The following is a 16,519-nucleotide window of genomic DNA, read 5'->3' as shown; positions in this document are numbered from 1 at the left end:
CTCTGGCGGGGTGAGGTCGGCACCGGGCGCCCTGTCCGTCGAGAGAGCAAGCCCCTGCACGCCCCGATTCGCAAGGGGCGGGATTTCTTGCCCGCGGGTCGTCGGGCGTGGGGCGGGAAGGGAAGCCATTGCAGGGAAGCCGGGGCGATCCTCAGGGCCGGGTGGGGGCGGCCACGTTCAGGCCGCCGGGGACCCAGGCTGGGGGCGGGCGGTCGGCTCGATCCGTGAACGCATGGCACACCGCACTCCGGCAGGGATACGCGCCCCATATGCTCATGGGGCGGATGAATGCATCGTTAACGCGGCCGGGACGCACCGGGTGCCGGCGCGCTCAGGCGGTTTGGACCTTGCTCAGCGTCTGCTCCAGGTCCTGGAAGCTGGGCATCATCTCGCTGGGGACCGACTTGCGCGCCGTCTCGATCGCGGCCTGTGGCGGGTGGCCGTGGAGATAGGCGATGATGGCCGCCTTGATCACCAGCAGGAACTTGTTCTCCTCCTCCATGACCGAGTTCATGCGGGCCGAGATCGGGCCGACCAGGCCATAGGCCATGAGCACGCCCATGAACGTGCCCACCAGGGCGCCGCCGATCATGGTGCCCAGCACCTCGGGCGGCTCGTTGATCGAGCCCATGGTCTTCACAATGCCCAGCACGGCGGCCACGATGCCCAGCGCCGGCAGGCCGTCTGCCATGCCCTGGAGCGCGTGGGGCGCGTGCTGCTCCTCGTGCAGGATCTTCTCGATCTCCTGCTCCATGATGCCCTCGATCTGGTGCGGATCCTCCATGCCCATGGTGACCATGCGCATGTAGTCGCAGATCAGGTGCAGGGCGTGGTGGTCCTCCATGACCAGGGGATAGGCCTGGAAGATGGCGCTCTCCTCCGGCTTCTCGATATGCGATTCGAGGGCCAGCGCACCCTTGGTCTTGGCCAGCTTCTGCAGCGCGAACAGGCAGGACAGCAGCTCGGTATAGTGCTCGGCCTTGTACTTCGAGCCTGAGAGTACCTTCTTCATGCCACCGATCGCATGCTTGATCGTGTGCATGCTGTTGGCGATCAGGAAGGTGCCGATCGCCGCCCCCATGATCGTGCCCATTTCGATCGGCAGGGCGTGCAGCACGATGTCCATGTTGCCGCCGGCCAGGATGTAGATCCCGAACACGCAGACGAAGACGACCACGATCCCAATGATGGCGAACATTCGCGCACTCCGCCCAACCGATGCGGGCAGGAGGCCACGCGCAGGGTGAAGGCGTGGTTAACGTGGGCGCGACCCACACGCGGCGGGCCGGGCGCCCGGTCCGCTCAGGGCACCTTGCCCAGGCGCGCCAGGCCGGCTGCCGCATCCTCCTGGTAGGCGGGTCCGGCAGCGTGGGCGCGGCGGAACAGGCGTTCGGCCTGGACCGGGTCGCGCGGCACGCCAACCCCCTCGAGATAGTACGTGGCAAGCCGGAGCGTGCCCGTGGGGTCGCCAGCATCGGCCGCGGCCTGGAGCAGGCGGGCGGCCTCCTCCAGGTTGCGGGGCACGCCGATGCCGATGGCGTGGAAGGCGGCCAGCCGGACGGCGGCCTGGGGCATGGCCTTGTCCTGTGCTGCCTTGAACATGCGCATGGCCCGGGCATTGTCGACCGCTGTTCCGCGCCCCGCCTGCAGCATGTCGCCCATCATGTAGTAGGCCATGGCGGCGCCTGTCGCCTCGGCCACGCGCGCGAACAGGGCGAAGGCGTGGGCGGAGTCCTGGGGCACGCCGATCCCCTGGTCATAGCGCAGCGCAAGGGAGCCCATGGCGCTGTAGTCGCCCTTGTCCGCGGCGGCCTGGAACAGCGCCGCGGCGCGGGCCGGGTCACGGGGAACGCCCGTCCCGCCCATGTACATCGCGGCCAGCGCATCGGTCCCGATCAGGTGCCCCAGCTCGATGGAGCGGCCATAGGCCGTGGCTGCTTCCTCAAGCCGGTTGGCGGCGTGGAGCGAGCGCCCCAGCATGTAGTGCAGGCGGCCTTCGCCGGGATGGCGCTCGACCGCCGCCTGGCAGGCGCGGATGGCGGGCTCGGGATTGGCAAGCAGCGTTGCCCCCGCGACCGGCGGGGCGATGCGCTGCGGATCGCCGACATAGCTGGCAAGATCGTCGCAGGCATTGCGCGGCGCCGGATCGCCGGCACCGCCCGCGGTGCGGTCGGCATCGGCGGGGGCCCGCTGGTTGAGGACCAGGCTGCCGGTCAGGGAGGCGGTCTCCCACGGGACCTGGGCGCCGCCGGAATCCGTGTAGACGCCCACGCGCACGCGCTTCATCACCTCCTCGACCTGCAGGCCGGGCTCGTCCAGGGCCTGGAGCAGGTGGTGGGTATAGAGGCCGTTGCGCCCGTCGCCATCGGCGGCGACGCTGTCCGGCGCCGTCGCATAGGCGATCAGGGTGCCGCGCGGGGCCGAGCCGACCGGGGCCAGACCGCGCGCGGCGGCGGAGCGGAAGCTGCGGGCGAAGGGGTTGTTGCGGCAGGCGTCGAGGATGACGACTGAGACATCCACCTCCGCAAAGCCAAGCTGTTCCAGGATTCGCTCGACATCGACCGTCTCCAACGCCACGCGATTCTCGCGATCGAGCGTGGCGTCGACCGGGATCAGGTAGTTCCGGCCGTTCACCTGGATGCCATGGCCGGCATAGAAGACCAGCGCCGTGTCCCCTTTCTCCAGGCGGGAGCCGAAGTCCGCGATGGCCGTTTCCAGTGCACGCTTGTCCGTGTCGGTGACCGTGATCGTGTCGAACCCCAGGCGGTCCAGCTTCGCCGCCATGTCGGTCGCGTCGTTCACCGGGTTCCGCAAGGGGGCGTCGGCATAGGCGGCATTGCCGATGACCAGCGCCACCCGCTTCGCTTCGGCGGGCGGTGCGCCCAGGGCAAGCAGCAGACCAGCCAGCAGGATGGAGAGGAGGCGCGTTTTCATCGCCGGTCTCCTGAGGCGCTGGTCGGATCGCGGGGCACCTGGGCGCTGAGGCCCAGCAGGCGTTCAAGGGCCGCGGCACAGGCCAGGACCGCTGCCTCCGCCCGCGGCGGGCCGACGATCTGGAGGCCGACGGGCAGGCCGTCCCGGGTCAGGCCGCAGGGCAAAGCGAGCGACGGGCAGGCAGTGACGGTGATGCCATAGGCGATCGCGAGCCAGTCCAGATAGGTGTCGAAGCGGTGCCCGCCCACGCCGGTCACCCAGCGTTCCTCGGCGATCGGCGGGGGCACGACCGTCGCCGGTGCGATCAGGATGTCGTGCTCGGCGAAGAAGGCGGCCATGCGCTGGACGATGGCGCCGCGCAGGGCCTGCGCCCGCAGGATGTCGTCGACGCCCAGGCCCTCGCCCATGCGCGTGTTCCACTCGATCTCCTCCTTCAGCTGCGCGCGCTTCTCGGGCGGCAGGGGGGAGAACCGGGCGCGGAAGGCCAGCGCCCGGTCGGTGCGGAACACCTCGTGCGCCCCCGTCAGGTCGGGTGTCGCGTGGGCGACGCGGGCGCCGTCGCGGGCGAGCAGCCGGGCCGCCTGCTCGCACAGGGCCGCCACCTCGTCATCGACCGGGACCAGGCCCAGGTCGCGGCTGAAGGCGACGCGGGCGGGCAGGGGGCCCGCCAGCGCCTGCTGGAACGGCACGGCGGGCTCGGGCAGGGAGAGCGGATCGAGCGGATCGACGCCCGCCATCGCGTCCAGCATCAGGGCGACATCGGCCACGTCGCGCGCCATCGGCCCTTCGACCGAGAGCGAGTCGAACGGGCTGGGCGACGGGCCGGCGGCGACGCGGAATGGGGTGACGCGGAAGCCGACAATGCCGCAGAACGCGGCCGGCGTGCGCAGCGAGCCGCCCAGGTCGGAGCCCGTCGCCAGCCAGACCTGGCCCGCGGCAAGGGCCGCCGCGGAACCGCCGGACGACCCGCCCACCGAGTGCGCCGTGTTCCAGGGATTGCGGGTGATGCCGAACACCTCGTTGAACGTCGCGCCGCCGGCGCCGAACTCGGGCGTGTTCGACTTGCCCACCACGATGGCGCCGCGCCGCTCCAGCCGCTCCACCATGACGTCTGACCGGGCGGGGACATGATCGCGGAACAGGGTCGAGCCCCAGGTGGTGCGCACGCCTTCGACCTCGGTCAGGTCCTTCACCGCGATGGGCAGGCCGGCCAGCCAGCCGGGACCTGCCTCTTCCCTCCCGCCGCCCTGTGCCGTCAGGCGCGCGGCATGGGCGCGGGCGCGCTCCGGGCACAGGATCGGCATGGCGTTGATGGCGGGGTCGGTCGCTTCGATCCGGGCCAGGGCGGCATCGACCGCCTCAAGCGGGCTGATTTCCCGCGCCTTCAGCAGCGCCACCATCGCGCGCGCCGACTTCTTCCACAGGTCCATCTGCTCCCCAACGCTCCCGCCGCACCGGCGCCGATGGTGACCGTCCGCCCACCCCCATTGCAATCATCGTCCGAAGGCCGCCTGATGACGGCGGCCCATTCACGGGAATCTGAAGCCTGATGGACACTCGGACGCAGAAGCAGCGGATGCTGGCGGGCGACCTGTACTGCGCCGGCGGCGATGCGGAGCTGGCGGCCGATCAGGCCCGCATCTCGGCCTGGATGATGCGCTACAACGCAAGCCTGGCGGCATCGCAGGATGAGCGGCACGCGCTCCTGGCCGAGGGACTGGGCCATGTCGGCGCAGACGTCGTGGTCCGGCCGCCGTTCCATTGCGACTACGGCTACAACATCCGGATCGGCGACGGCGTCTTCATCAACTTCAACTGCGTCGTGCTCGACGTGGTCGCGGTGGCGATCGGCGACGGCACGCAGATCGGACCGGGTGTCCAGATCCTGACCGCCGATCATCCGCGCGATCCGCGCCAGCGTGCCCAGGGCCTGGAATGCGGCGTGCCGGTCAGGATCGGCCGCAATGTGTGGATCGGCGGGGGCGCCATCATCCTGCCCGGGGTCACCATCGGCGACGACGCAATTGTTGGCGCCGGTGCAGTGGTGACCCGCGATGTGCCGCACGGGGCGACCGCGGTTGGCAACCCCGCCCGCCTTCGCGAACGCGCCGACGCAGGCAATTAGCCGCTCCGCAACGGCTCTTGCCTTGCTTCGGGCCACTGCTGCGGGCAGAAAGCGAGCCTGGCAGCGAGGGGTGGGACTGTGGCGGAGATGGCTGGGGGGCAGGAGCCGACGACCTGGACCGGGCTGGCCCCGTCGCAGACGATCAAGGCGCTGATCGCCGAGGGGCGCATCACGGCGCTTCTTCCCATCGAGGCACAGCAGATCCAGCCGTCCAGCCTGGACCTGCGCCTGGGCACCCACGCCTATCGCGTGCGGGCCAGTTTCCTGCCTGGGCAGGGCGCGACCGTCTGGGACAAGGTCCAGCAGCTCGGCATGCACGAGATCGACCTGCGCCAGGGCGCGGTGCTGGAGCGCGGTTGCGTCTATATCGTGCCGCTGGTCGAGGAGGTGCACCTGCCGGGCGGGGTCACGGGGATTGCCAACCCCAAGAGCACGACCGGGCGCCTGGACGTCTTCACCCGCCTGATCACCGACCGCTCGACCGCGTTCGACCGGGTGGAGCCCGGCTATTCCGGGCTGCTCTATGCCGAGATCGCGCCGCGCACCTTCTCGATCGTGGCGAGGGCCGGGGCGACGCTCAGCCAGATGCGGTTCCGCATGGGGTCAGGCGACGTGCGGGGCGGGGCCCTGCGCGACTTGCACGCGCGGATCGGCCTGGTGCACCAGGACGGCGTGCCGGGCACGATCCGCGACGATGCGCTGGGCGTCAGCCTGGACCTGAGCGGGCGCAGCGCCGGGGGGCTGGTCGGCTTTCGCGCCAAGCGGCATGCGGCGCTGATCGACCTGGAGCGCATCGGACATTACGACCCGCTGGATTTCTGGGAGCCGATCATGGCCCCGCTGAAGCACGGCCTGGTCCTTGATCCGGATGAGTTCTACATCCTGGTGACAAAGGAGGACATCCGCGTGCCGCCGGCCTATGCGGCCGAGATGATCGCCTATGACACGATGATGGGCGAGTTCCGCGTGCACTATGCCGGCTTCTTCGACCCCGGTTTCGGCTTCGAGCCAGGCGGACCCGGCAGCAAGGCGGTGCTGGAGGTGCGCAGCCACGAGGTGCCTTTCCTCCTCGAGGATGGGCAGCTCATCGGCTCACTTCGCTTCGAGAGGCTGACGGCGGAACCGACCAAGGTCTATGGCCCGGCGATCGGGTCAAGCTACCAGCGCCAGGCGCTGGCTTTGTCCAAGCAGTTCCGACCCTTCCGCATCTGAGATCGTCCGTAAACGTTTCCTTAGCGCATTTTGGGGCCTAGTGTGACCTGTCGACAAAAGTTGTACAGGCCCGGATCAGATGATCGAGGTGGTGGAGGCCCTGGCATCGTGCCTGACAGAGGCCGGGTCGCTGCGCGCGTCCGAGCTGGCGGGGCACCAGATGCGGGTGGGCCGCCTGGCGCAGGCCTATTGCGGGCTGCTGGGCTTTCCGGACGATCGCTGCCGCGCCCTGGCCCTGCTGGCGCAGATCCACGACGCGGGGAAGCTCGCCATTCCCGACGCCATCCTGCTGAAGCCGGCGCCGCTGACCGCCGAGGAATGGGTGGACATGCGGCAGCACACGGTGTTGGGGGCCCGCATCCTGGGCGCCTCGCCCGATCCGTTGGCCAGGCTGGCCAGCGACGTCGCCCGCCACCATCACGAAGCCTGGGACGGCAGCGGCTATCCCGATGGCCTGGCGGGCGAGGCCATCCCCCTGGAGGCGCGCCTGGTCGCGATCTGCGACGTCTATGACGCGCTGCGCGAGGTCCGCTCCTACAAGCCCGCCCTGGATCACGGGACCGCGGTCGACATCATGATGCACGGTGACGCCCGCCTGCGCCCCGGCCGGTTCGACCCGCACCTCCTGGCCGTGTTCGGGGAGCATGCCGACACCCTGGCCACGGCCTATGACGCGGAGGTCGCGTCCTGAGGCGAGCGCCACGGTGCCGGGCCGGCGACCCTGGCTTCGGAGGCGGGCGACCCCATATTGCCGTCAGGGCCGGATTGCGGAATGTGCTCCATTCAGCGGCGGCCAAGACGAGCCGGAGTGATTCGATGCGTATCCCGTTCAAGCCTGTCCTGCTGATCCCAGCCCTTCTTGCGGGGCTTGCCGTGCAGCCCGCGCTGGCGGCGCAGGCGACGGCCGTGCCGGCCCCCGCCGCGGCGGCGTCCCAGCAGGACAGCAAGGCGGTCATCGAGGCACTCTATGCGGACCTGCTGGACGTCATGCAGCAGGCCAAGCAGCTGAGCTTCGAGCAGCGCTATGACAAGCTGGCGGGGCCCCTGGCCCAGGCCTTCGACCTGCCCGAGATGACGCGCATCGCCGTCGGGTCGCGCTGGCGGCAGATGAGCGAGCAGGAACGCGCCGACCTGGTCAAGGCGTTCACCAACTACACCGTCTCGATCTATGCCGATCGCTTCGACGGCTGGGACGGGCAGAGCTTCCAGGTGGGCGAGGCGCGCGCCAATCCCGACGGATCGGTCCTGCAGTTGAGCCAGCTGCTCCAGACAGGCGGACAGAAGCCGATCGACCTCAACTATGTCATGCGGCGGACCGATGCCGGTTGGCGCGCCGTGGACGTCTACCTCAATGCGACGATCAGCGAGCTGGCCACGCGGCGGTCCGAGTTCTCGTCCGTCGTGCGCGACCAGGGGGCGGCCGGCCTGATCGCGCTGCTGGACCGCAAGTCCAGGGAAATGAAGGCGTCTTGACGCTGCTTGGGGTCCTTTCCTGGATCCTGCTGGGGGCGGCGGTCGCCGGCGCCGCCTACCAGCTTGTCGCGGCCTATGCCACGCGGCGCTTCGTCCGGCGCCGCTGGCCCCGCCCGCAGGAGCCGGCGGGCGTTACCGCGCTGAAGCCGCTGCACGGTGCGGAGCCGCACCTGGCGGTCAACCTTTTCAGCCTGCTGGACCAGGAGCACGCGCCGCTTCAGGTCGTGTTCGGCATCCAGCGGCCCGACGATCCGGCGATCCCCGTGGTCGAGGCGGTGGTGCAGGCCTGTCCCACGGCCGATGTGACGCTGGTCGTCGATGCGACGCGCGACGGGCGCAATCCCAAGGTCGCCAACCTGCTGAACATGGCGCCCGCGATCCGCCATCCCATCGTCGTGATCGCCGACGACGACATGGCGGTGCCGCCCCACTATGTCGCGGCGCTGGTGGGCGAGCTGGAGCGGCCGGGGGTCGGCCTGGTCACCTGCCTCTATCGTGGAATCGCGGCGGACGGCACGCTTGCCTCGCGCCTGGGGGCGGCGCAGATCAACCATGGCTTCCTGCCCTCGGTCCTGGTGGCCGACCTGCTGGGCGCGCGGCAGGGCTGCTTCGGGGCCACCATGGCGCTGAGTGCCGAGACGCTGGCCCGGATCGGCGGCCTGGAGCGCCTGAAGGACGAGCTGGCCGACGACTACGTCCTGGGCGAGGCGGTGCGCAAGGCGGGGCTGAAGCTGGCCCTGTCGCCCGTGATCGTCACCAACATGGTGACGGAGAAGGGACTGTCCGGCCTGTTCCGGCACGAGCTGCGCTGGGCGCGGACCATGCGGGCCGTGGCCCCGCTCGACTATCCCGCTTCGATCGTGACGCACACGCTGTGCCTGGCGGCGCTGGGGGCCGCGGCTGCCGGGTTCAGTCCCGCGGCACTTGCAGTCCTGGCTGGCGCTGGCCTTGCGCGCGTGCTCATGGTACGGGTCACCGCGCACGCCTTGCGCGTGCCTGCGACGCCGTTGTGGCTGGTGCCACTCCGCGACCTTGTGTCATTTGGAGTGATTCTGGCCAGCTTCGTCGCGAGTCGCGTCGAGTGGCGGGGCGAGACGCTGGGCGTCGGCCGGGCCGGCCGGCTGGGGCCCGAGGTCGCCGCGAGCGGCGTCGAGCCCCCGGATGGAGAGAAACGGGCATGATGAAGACCTTGTTCCTGCAGGCGCCTTCTTTCGAGGGTTTCGACGGCGGGGCAGGGGCGCGCTACCAGGCGCGCCGCGAGATCAAGTCGTTCTGGTACCCGACCTGGCTGGCCCAGCCGGCCGCCTTGGTCGAGGGGTCCAAGCTGGTCGACGCGCCGCCGCACCGTCAGTCCATGGCCGACGTCCTGCCCATGGCCAAGAGCCATGACCTGGTGGTGATGCACACGTCCTCGCCCTCGTTCGGGTCGGACGTGAAGGTCGCCAAGGCGATGAAGGACGCCAATCCCAACCTGAAGGTCGGCTTTGTCGGCGCCAAGGTCGCGGTCGAGCCGGACCAGAGCCTGGCCAGCGCGCCGGTCCTGGACTTCGTTGCGCGCAACGAGTTCGACTACACGATCAAGGAAATCGCGGAAGGCCGGGACTTTGCCGCGATCGATGGCATTAGCTATCGCGACGCGAACGGCAAGATCGTGCACAATGCCGAGCGCGCGATGATCGAGAATTTCGACGCGCTGCCGTTCGTGTCCGAAGTCTATAAGCGCGACCTGAAGATCGAGAACTATTTCATCGGGTACCTGAAGCACCCGTACATCTCGATCTATACGGGTCGTGGCTGCAAGTCGCGCTGCACCTTCTGCCTGTGGCCGCAGACGGTCGGCGGGCACCGCTATCGCACGCGCAGCCCGCAGCATGTCGCGGCCGAGATCGCCTGGGCGCAGAAGGCCTTCCCCCAGGTGAAGGAATTCTTCTTCGACGACGACACCTTCACCGACGATCTGCCGCGCGCCGAGGCGATCGCCCGCGAACTGGGCAAGCTGGGCGTCACCTGGTCCTGCAACGCCAAGGCGAACGTCCCGCGCGAGACGCTGAAGGTGCTGAAGGACAACGGCCTGCGCCTGCTGCTGGTCGGCTATGAATCGGGCAACCAGAAGATCCTTCACAACATCAAGAAGGGCATGCTGGTCGACGTCGCCAAGAAGTTCACCAAGGACTGCCACGAACTGGGCATCGCCATCCACGGCACGTTCATCCTGGGTCTGCCCGGCGAGACCAAGGAGACGATCGAGGAGACGATCAAGTTCGCGACCCAGATCAATCCGCACACGATCCAGGTCTCACTCGCGGCACCCTATCCCGGCACGCATCTCTACAAGCAGGCGCTGGAGAATGGCTGGCTGGACATCGCCAACGCCGAACTGGTGGACGAGCACGGCGTGCAGATGGCGCCGCTGCACTATCCCCACCTGTCGCACAGCGAGATCTACCACTCGGTCGAGGACTTCTATAAGCGCTTCTACTTCCGCGCCGGCAAGATCGGCTCGATCGTCGGCGAGATGGTCCGCTCGCCGGACATGATGAAGCGCCGCCTGCGCGAGGGCGTCGAGTTCTTCCAGTTCCTGCGCGAGCGCAAGAACCAGCAGCTGGCGGGCTGACTGGTCCGCTGATCCCTGCGCGTCCCCGCGAAAGCGGGGATCCAGGGGCCACAAGCGGTGTCCTGCGTGACCCTGGATTGCCGCTTTAGCGGGAATGAGCGGAATTGTCAGGGGTCCTCGGCCGGGCCTCCAGGATGAGGTTGGATCTCCGGGTGGCCGCACGATGAAGAAGCTGATCGTCACGGCGGACGATTTCGGTGCGTCGCTCGCCGTGAACGAGGCGGTGGAGGATGCCCACCGCCACGGCGTGCTGAGTGCCGCCAGCCTGATGGTGGGGGAACCCGCCGCAGCCGACGCGGTGGCGCGCGCCAGGGCGTTGCCGACCCTGGGTGTCGGCCTGCATGTCGTGCTGGTGGAGGCGACGCCGGTCCTGCCGCCGGAGGCGGTGCCGGACCTGGTGGGGGCGGATGGGCGCTTCTCCCTCGACCTGGTGAAGTCGGGCTTCTCCTGGTACTTCCGGCCCGCCGTGCGCCGCCAGCTGGAGGCGGAGATCACGGCCCAGTTCGAGGCTTTTGCCGCGACCGGGCTCTTGCTCGACCATGTCAACGCGCACAAGCACATGCACCTGCATCCGACCGTGGCCGGCCTGATCCTGCGGATCGGCCGGCGCTTCGGCATGCGCTGCCTGCGCCTGCCGCGGGAGGAGGGGATCGCCGGCGCCGGCCTTGGCCATTGGGCGATGCGGCAGTGGACGGCGGTTCTGGCGGGCCAGGCGCGTCGCGCCGGGATCGCCACCAATGACCGGGTCCTGGGCCTGGCCTGGACCGGCGCCATGGACGAGGCGCGCGTGCTGGCGGCGCTGGACCGCCTGGGCCCGGGCACGACCGAGGTCTACAGCCACCCGGCCCTGGGCAATGCCGAGCATGCCGCCCTGGTCAGCCCGGCCGTCAGGGCGCGGGTGGCTGCCCTGGGGCTGGCGCCCCGACCGTTCCGCGACGCCTGACGCCACCAGCCATGCTGCGCCTGGGGACTCTGCTCGGCCTTCTTGGCCTGGCGCTGGCGACCGCGCTGCTGATCGGCGAGGGCTTCGCCGACGTCATGGGGGCGTTGGCCACGGCGGGCTGGGGCATCCTGCTGGCCAGCCTGTTCCACATCGTGCCGATGGCGGTCAACGGGCGCGCCTGGCAGGTGCTGATGCCGGGGCGGCGGACGGGCGGGATCGTGCTGTGGACCGCCCTGGTCTGGGTGCGGGAGGCGGTCAACGGCCTGTTGCCCGTGGCGCGCGTCGGGGGCGAGGTGGTCTGCGGACGGCTGATGCTGCGCCGCGGCTTCCGCGTGGCGCCGTCCGTTTCCAGCCTGGTGCTGGACATGACGCTGTCGCTGCTGAGCCAGTTCCTCTTCACGCTGGTCGGGCTTGGCCTGCTGCTGCTACGGACGGACGACCAGGCGATCATCCTGCGCCTGGGGCTGGGCATGCTGATCCTGCTGCCGCTGATGGCGCTCTTCATCGTGGTCCAGCGGCGCGGCCTGTTCAGCCTGGCGGCGGGCGTGGTCGGCAAGCTGTTCGGCGACCGTTGGGGCAGCCTGGGCCTGACCTCGCGCCGGTTGGACCGGGCGGTGCGCCAGGGCTGGCGCCGCACCGACCGGGTCGGCCTGTCGCTGGCGCTTCAGCTTGTCGGCTGGATCCTGGGCGGGGGCGAGATCTGGCTGGTCCTGCACTTCATGGGCCATACCGTCTCGATCTGGGATGCCATCCTGATCGAGGCGCTGATCCAGGCGATCGCCAGTGCCGCCTTCATCGTGCCTGGCGCCATCGGCGTGCAGGAAGGCGGCTTCCTGCTGCTGGGCGCGCTTGTCGGCCTGCCGCCGGACGTGGCGCTGGCCCTGGCCCTGGCCCGGCGCGCGCGCGACCTGATCCTGTTCGTACCCGCCCTTATCGGCTGGCAGTTGCTTGAGGGGCGGGCGTTGCTGAAGCGGCGGGCGGCGGCCCCAGCAGCGCAGGCTGGAGGAGGAACACGGTCGCCTGGGTGATGCCCAGCGCGATCATCAGCAGCAGGCCCAGGCTGGCCGTCCCCGGATGGCTGGATGCCGCCAGCGCGCCGAACGCCACGACCGAGGTCAGGCCGCTGAACAGCACGGCGCGCGCCAGGGGGGAGGACAGCGGCTCGCCCTCGCCACCGCGCCAGCGCGTCACGAAGTAGATCGCGAACGACACGCCGATCGACAGCAGCAGCGGCAGCGCGATGATGTTGGCGAAGTTGATCGGCATGCCGATCACGACGGTGATCGCCAGGGTCAGGATCGCCGAGAACAGCAGCGGGATCAGCACGAGCAGCACGTCGTGCACCCGGCGCAGCATGAGGGCCAGCACCACGGTAATGGCTGCCAGGGCCAGCAGCGTTGCCGTGATGAAGGCATCGACCATCGTGTCAGCAGATTCCTGGACCGAGATCGGCGCCCCGACCGCATCGGGCGCCAGGGGACGCACCGCCGCCACGAATTGGCGCAGGACGGCATTGTCGTTGGCGTAGCCGCTGGGGAAGACCTCGATCCGGGCCCGCCCGTCCTTGGCCAGCCAGTCGTCCCTCAGCGCCTGGGGGACATCGTCCAGCGTCACGGGCGTCGCCGACAAGGCCGCGCGCAGGCCGTCCAGCAGCGGCGCCAGGCCATCGGTCACGCTGGCGCTGGCCAGTGCGCGCGTCGCGGCGTCGGCCTCCGCCAGGCGGGTCAGCGCGGCGCGCAGGCGTGCGGTGGCGGCATCCTGGCCCGGCAGCGCCGACAGTTTCGCTGTGGTCTGCCGCAGGGCCGCGACCAGGGCGGCATCGTCGGGCGGTGCGGCGACGGCAGGCGGGTTCAGCGTCGGCTGAAGGAAGAAATTGGCGTCCTCCAGGATCGCCAGCTTGTCCGCCTGGTCGGTGGGCACGAAGCTGGCCAGGGTCAGCGCCTGCTTCACCTCGGGCAGGGTTTCCAGCCGCTGCGCCAGGGCCGCCGCCTGGTCCAGGGTGTCGGACAGGACGTCGATCGTGTTCACCGTCGTCTCGGGATCCTTCATCAGGTCCAGGATGGTGGACATCCCCTCCGTCTCGGGGTCGCGCAGGTTCAGCGGGTTGAAATCGAAGGTGAGGCGGGGCAGCAGGGCCAATCCCGCCAGGGCCAGCACCGCGGCCGTGCCCAGGATCGCCTTGCGATGGCGCAGGACGAAGCGGTCGGCGGGTCGCAGGAACTGGAAGCCGATGGGTGAGCGCACCGGCGGCAGGTGCAGCAGGCTGAGCAGCGCCGGAAACAGCGTCAGGTTCAGGAACAGCGCCACCATCATGCCGGCGCCGGCGATCAGGCCCAACTGGGCGACGCCGACATAGGCGGTCGGCGTGAAGGCCAGGAAGCCGACCGCCGTCGTCACTGCGGCCAGCGTGATCGAGGCGCCAAGCTCTCCCGCCGTGGCGCGGAGGGCGTCCATGTGATGGCGCCCGCGCTGCCGCTCCTCGCGATAGCGGACCGTCATCTGGATCGAGAAGTCGACCGCGATGTCGATGAACATGACCGCGAACGCGACCGAGATGGGGTTCAACGCGCCCACCACGCTGTTGGCGAAGGCAAAGGTCCAGGCCAGCCCGGCGCTCAGCGTCGCCATGATCGCAATGATGGCGCGGTAGGAGCCGACCGCCGCCACCATCATGAGGCCGACCAGGACAAAGGCCGCGACGGTCGAGGTGGCGGCCCCTTCGGCGATCGTGCCGAACTCCTCGTCCGCGATGATCGGGCTGCCCGTCAGGCGCACGCGATAGCCACGTTCCGGCACCAGGCCCAGGGCCTGGGCCTCGTCCTTGATCGCCTTGGCCGCGGCGGCGGCCGGCGACAGGCCCGAAAAGTCGAGCTGGGCCTGGACCAGGATGAAGCGGCGCAGGGCGCGCTTGTCCGGTTCCTGGTCGGTGACGAGCCGGGCCCAGGGCAGGGGCACATAGCGGCCGGCCAGGGCGCCTTCGACACTGTCGGCCAGGGTGTCGAAGGCGCGGGTCAGGTCGGCCAAGGGCGCCTCGCCCCGTGCGATACCCTCGGCCGCCAGGTCCATCGCCGCCATGACGCCGCGCAGCGACGGATCGGCGGCCAGCGCACCCAGCAGCGGCTGCGCGGCGATCAGGCTGTCGGCGATCGACTGGACCTGGTCGGTGTCCTCGAACAGGAAGGCGTTGCGTGCGAAATAGGGTCCGCCATCCGGCCGATGGACGGAGCTGATCTCGGCCGCATGGCGCTCGCGCAGGGCCTGGGCCAGGCGGTCGGCCGCCAGTTCCCCCAGTTCCGGGGTGGGGGCGTCCAGCACGATGGCGATGCGGCTGACACTCTCGGGAAAAGCCGCGTCGAAGCGGATCTCGCGCTGGCGCCAGGGCAGCTCGGTCGACATCAGCTTGACCGGATCGGTGTCCATGCTGGTCGTGCGGCTGACATAGAGGCCGAGCAGCCCGGACAGCACGCCCAGGATCAGGACCGTGGCCAGGGCATAGCGTGCCGAGGTCGTGACCAGCGCCTCCAGCGCGCGATGAAACATGCGCTCAGCTCTCGCGATAGGCCAGCAGCAGGAGGCCGATCAGCACGAAGCAGGACGGCCAGACATAGCCTGCGATGCGGTTGCCCGGCGGGTCCAGGCGGATCTGCAGCCAGCGCGCCCAGCCCGCCGCCACCCCCGCCAGCGCCAGCGGGATGTGCGTGATCTCGATCAGCAGCTGCTCCTTGATGTTGGCGACGGCGTGGCTGTGCACCAGCAGCAGCGTGGCACCCACCGCGATCATCATCGGGATCACCTCGCCATAGGGCCGCTGCGGCAGGCGACCGGTTTGGACCGACCATTCGAACAGGCCCAGGGCGACGACCAGGAAGACCACGACACGGTGCTGCACCACTTCCGAATCGCGGAAGCTCTCCCAGAAGCCGATATCGCCCAGCGGCCAGACTTCGGGATCGGAGCGGACGAACAGGAAGGCCGCCAGGACCAGGAAGAGCAGCGGCCAATGGCGGGCGATCGGCACCTTGCCCGACGCCTGGGCCAGCGCCAGAAGCCCGATGGCCAGGACCAGGATGCCGGCCCAGTGGTGGTTGTACTCGGACCAGGCGATATCCTGCGCGTTGCGCGGCGGGGCGAACCCGGCACCCGGAACGAAGGCCTGGGGCGCCTGGGCCCTTGCCTCCGCCGCCTGGCGGTCCAGTTCGGCCTGCAGGGCCGGAATTGCCAGGTCGGCATGATCCGGGCTCTCCAGCGTCGGCCAGCGCGGCGTGATGCGCTCGATGATCTCCGTGCCCGTCGCCCGGTCATAGGTCAGGTCGATCGCCGGCGGGGCTGAGGTCAGGGACGCCGCCCCGAACAGGATCGTGATGCCGATGCCGAATTCGATCTCGGCAAAGCGGCGCAGGCGCAGCGTGGGCAGGCCCGGATCGCGCGCCAGGCGGCGGATCATGAAGAAGTTGCCGGCGCCCAGGAACAGCAGCCCGATCATCAGGCCCGACTTGGCCCCCACCATCACCCCGTAGGCGGTGCCATAGAGGGCAGGGACAGAGCCGATATAGAGCCAGACCATCGGCGCCGCCGCCGCCAGGATCAGGGCCACGCCCAGGAGCGAGAGCAGGGAATAGCGCCGGCCGATCGCCTCGGTCTGGCGGCCGTCCTGGGCGCGGGCCAGGCCGGCGATGAACCAGGGCAGGCCGCCGATCCAGATCGCGGCACCCACCTGGTGGACCAGGGTCGCGGCGGCCAGGATGGCGCGGTCGTCCAGGCGGGCGATCGAATGGCTGGTGAGGATGCCCGCAAGCAGCAGGATCGCCGTGAACAGCACCAGCAGCCACAGCCGGCCTTCGACCCGGCTGGCCGCCAGCGCCGCGATGGCGACGCCACAGGCGGCGCGCACGCCCCAGGCGGTCACGAAATGGGCGCCCAGGGCCTCTTCCCAGTCGAGGTCGATCGTCCCGAACAGGGCGCCCAGCTGCAGCAGGATGCGCGCCCCGTTGAAGGCGGCGAGGCCGATGCCGGCCAGGACCAGCAGCCGGTAGCTGCGGTCCAGCAGGGCGGCGCCGGACACGCCGAGGCGACCCTGCAGGGGCTGCGCGATCACCGCGATGAAGACGATGCCACCCACGGCCATCGACTGCGCGACCAAGTCGAAGCCACGCAGGACGATCGTCAGGAAGCCGAAAATGTCGAGCAGCAGCTCCATGGCGGTTCCTCAGGGACCTGT

At 69.9% G+C, this 16,519-nt stretch carries 13 protein-coding genes; 8 read left to right on the top strand and 5 right to left on the bottom strand.

The features are described from left to right. Window positions 1-331: 331 nt before the first annotated feature. The 3 genes from motA to ACI6GS_RS18105 form a co-directional block, all read right to left on the bottom strand. Window positions 332-1,198 (bottom strand): flagellar motor stator protein MotA, encoded by an 867-nt coding sequence (gene motA / locus ACI6GS_RS18115; RefSeq protein ID WP_439814863.1) that lies wholly within the window; start codon window positions 1,196-1,198, stop codon window positions 332-334. Window positions 1,199-1,302: 104 nt separating this feature from the next. Next, the gene (locus ACI6GS_RS18110) at window positions 1,303-2,934 is read right to left on the bottom strand and encodes a caspase family protein (RefSeq protein ID WP_439814862.1); all 1,632 of its coding nucleotides are present in this window, start codon (window positions 2,932-2,934) and stop codon (window positions 1,303-1,305) included. Continuing rightward, the gene (locus tag ACI6GS_RS18105) at window positions 2,931-4,364 is read right to left on the bottom strand and encodes an amidase (protein WP_439814861.1); all 1,434 of its coding nucleotides are present in this window, start codon (window positions 4,362-4,364) and stop codon (window positions 2,931-2,933) included. The genes ACI6GS_RS18110 and ACI6GS_RS18105 overlap by 4 nt, the downstream gene beginning before the upstream one ends. A gap of 119 nt (window positions 4,365-4,483) precedes the next feature. Between ACI6GS_RS18105 and ACI6GS_RS18100 the strand changes: the two genes are divergently transcribed. From ACI6GS_RS18100 to ACI6GS_RS18065, 8 genes are all read left to right on the top strand, one after another. Beyond that, the gene (locus ACI6GS_RS18100) at window positions 4,484-5,059 is read left to right on the top strand and encodes a sugar O-acetyltransferase (RefSeq protein ID WP_439814860.1); all 576 of its coding nucleotides are present in this window, start codon (window positions 4,484-4,486) and stop codon (window positions 5,057-5,059) included. A gap of 87 nt (window positions 5,060-5,146) precedes the next feature. After that, window positions 5,147-6,271 carry a 2'-deoxycytidine 5'-triphosphate deaminase gene (locus ACI6GS_RS18095; RefSeq protein WP_439814859.1) on the top strand — a complete coding sequence of 375 codons (1,125 nt, stop codon included), beginning with the start codon at window positions 5,147-5,149 and terminating at the stop codon, window positions 6,269-6,271. A gap of 79 nt (window positions 6,272-6,350) precedes the next feature. Next, on the top strand, window positions 6,351-6,962 hold the full coding sequence (locus ACI6GS_RS18090; RefSeq protein WP_439814858.1) for an HD-GYP domain-containing protein: 612 nt from the start codon (window positions 6,351-6,353) through the stop codon (window positions 6,960-6,962). A 125-nt stretch (window positions 6,963-7,087) separates the two neighbouring features. Continuing rightward, complete coding sequence (locus tag ACI6GS_RS18085; RefSeq protein ID WP_439814857.1) at window positions 7,088-7,744, top strand: ABC transporter substrate-binding protein; 657 nt, start codon at window positions 7,088-7,090, stop codon at window positions 7,742-7,744. Further along, the gene (hpnI, locus tag ACI6GS_RS18080; RefSeq protein ID WP_439814856.1) at window positions 7,741-8,925 is read left to right on the top strand and encodes a bacteriohopanetetrol glucosamine biosynthesis glycosyltransferase HpnI; all 1,185 of its coding nucleotides are present in this window, start codon (window positions 7,741-7,743) and stop codon (window positions 8,923-8,925) included. Before ACI6GS_RS18085 ends, hpnI begins: the two co-directional genes overlap by 4 nt. Further along, window positions 8,922-10,358, top strand: coding sequence for a hopanoid biosynthesis associated radical SAM protein HpnJ (gene hpnJ / locus ACI6GS_RS18075; RefSeq protein ID WP_439814855.1), 1,437 nt, complete (start codon window positions 8,922-8,924; stop codon window positions 10,356-10,358). The genes hpnI and hpnJ overlap by 4 nt, the downstream gene beginning before the upstream one ends. Before the next feature lie 163 nt (window positions 10,359-10,521). Further along, window positions 10,522-11,301, top strand: coding sequence for a hopanoid biosynthesis-associated protein HpnK (hpnK, locus tag ACI6GS_RS18070; RefSeq protein ID WP_439814854.1), 780 nt, complete (start codon window positions 10,522-10,524; stop codon window positions 11,299-11,301). A gap of 11 nt (window positions 11,302-11,312) precedes the next feature. Further along, on the top strand, window positions 11,313-12,329 hold the full coding sequence (locus ACI6GS_RS18065; RefSeq protein WP_439814853.1) for a lysylphosphatidylglycerol synthase domain-containing protein: 1,017 nt from the start codon (window positions 11,313-11,315) through the stop codon (window positions 12,327-12,329). Here ACI6GS_RS18065 and ACI6GS_RS18060 read toward each other — a convergent pair. Further along, window positions 12,232-14,841 (bottom strand): MMPL family transporter, encoded by a 2,610-nt coding sequence (locus tag ACI6GS_RS18060; protein WP_439814852.1) that lies wholly within the window; start codon window positions 14,839-14,841, stop codon window positions 12,232-12,234. The two genes, ACI6GS_RS18065 and ACI6GS_RS18060, sit on opposite strands and share 98 nt — an antisense overlap. A gap of 4 nt (window positions 14,842-14,845) precedes the next feature. Continuing rightward, the gene (locus ACI6GS_RS18055) at window positions 14,846-16,498 is read right to left on the bottom strand and encodes a copper resistance D family protein (protein WP_439814851.1); all 1,653 of its coding nucleotides are present in this window, start codon (window positions 16,496-16,498) and stop codon (window positions 14,846-14,848) included. Window positions 16,499-16,519 lie beyond the last annotated feature (21 nt).

This window comes from Zavarzinia sp. CC-PAN008 (assembly GCF_051903925.1).
GTDB lineage: Bacteria > Pseudomonadota > Alphaproteobacteria > Zavarziniales > Zavarziniaceae.
The sequence above is the reverse complement of the archived record's forward strand: the minus strand, read 5'-3'. Positions and strand labels throughout refer to the sequence as shown.

Coding starts and splice junctions, on each gene's coding strand:
- ACI6GS_RS18090 (WP_439814858.1), top strand. CDS start 6,351: ATGATCGAGGTGGTGGAGGCCCTGGCATCGTGCCTGACAGAGGCCGGG.
- ACI6GS_RS18095 (WP_439814859.1), top strand. CDS start 5,147: ATGGCTGGGGGGCAGGAGCCGACGACCTGGACCGGGCTGGCCCCGTCG.
- ACI6GS_RS18055 (WP_439814851.1), bottom strand. CDS start 16,498: ATGGAGCTGCTGCTCGACATTTTCGGCTTCCTGACGATCGTCCTGCGT.
- ACI6GS_RS18065 (WP_439814853.1), top strand. CDS start 11,313: ATGCTGCGCCTGGGGACTCTGCTCGGCCTTCTTGGCCTGGCGCTGGCG.
- ACI6GS_RS18100 (WP_439814860.1), top strand. CDS start 4,484: ATGGACACTCGGACGCAGAAGCAGCGGATGCTGGCGGGCGACCTGTAC.
- ACI6GS_RS18085 (WP_439814857.1), top strand. CDS start 7,088: ATGCGTATCCCGTTCAAGCCTGTCCTGCTGATCCCAGCCCTTCTTGCG.
- motA (WP_439814863.1), bottom strand. CDS start 1,198: ATGTTCGCCATCATTGGGATCGTGGTCGTCTTCGTCTGCGTGTTCGGG.
- ACI6GS_RS18060 (WP_439814852.1), bottom strand. CDS start 14,841: ATGTTTCATCGCGCGCTGGAGGCGCTGGTCACGACCTCGGCACGCTAT.
- hpnJ (WP_439814855.1), top strand. CDS start 8,922: ATGATGAAGACCTTGTTCCTGCAGGCGCCTTCTTTCGAGGGTTTCGAC.
- ACI6GS_RS18105 (WP_439814861.1), bottom strand. CDS start 4,364: ATGGACCTGTGGAAGAAGTCGGCGCGCGCGATGGTGGCGCTGCTGAAG.
- ACI6GS_RS18110 (WP_439814862.1), bottom strand. CDS start 2,934: ATGAAAACGCGCCTCCTCTCCATCCTGCTGGCTGGTCTGCTGCTTGCC.
- hpnK (WP_439814854.1), top strand. CDS start 10,522: ATGAAGAAGCTGATCGTCACGGCGGACGATTTCGGTGCGTCGCTCGCC.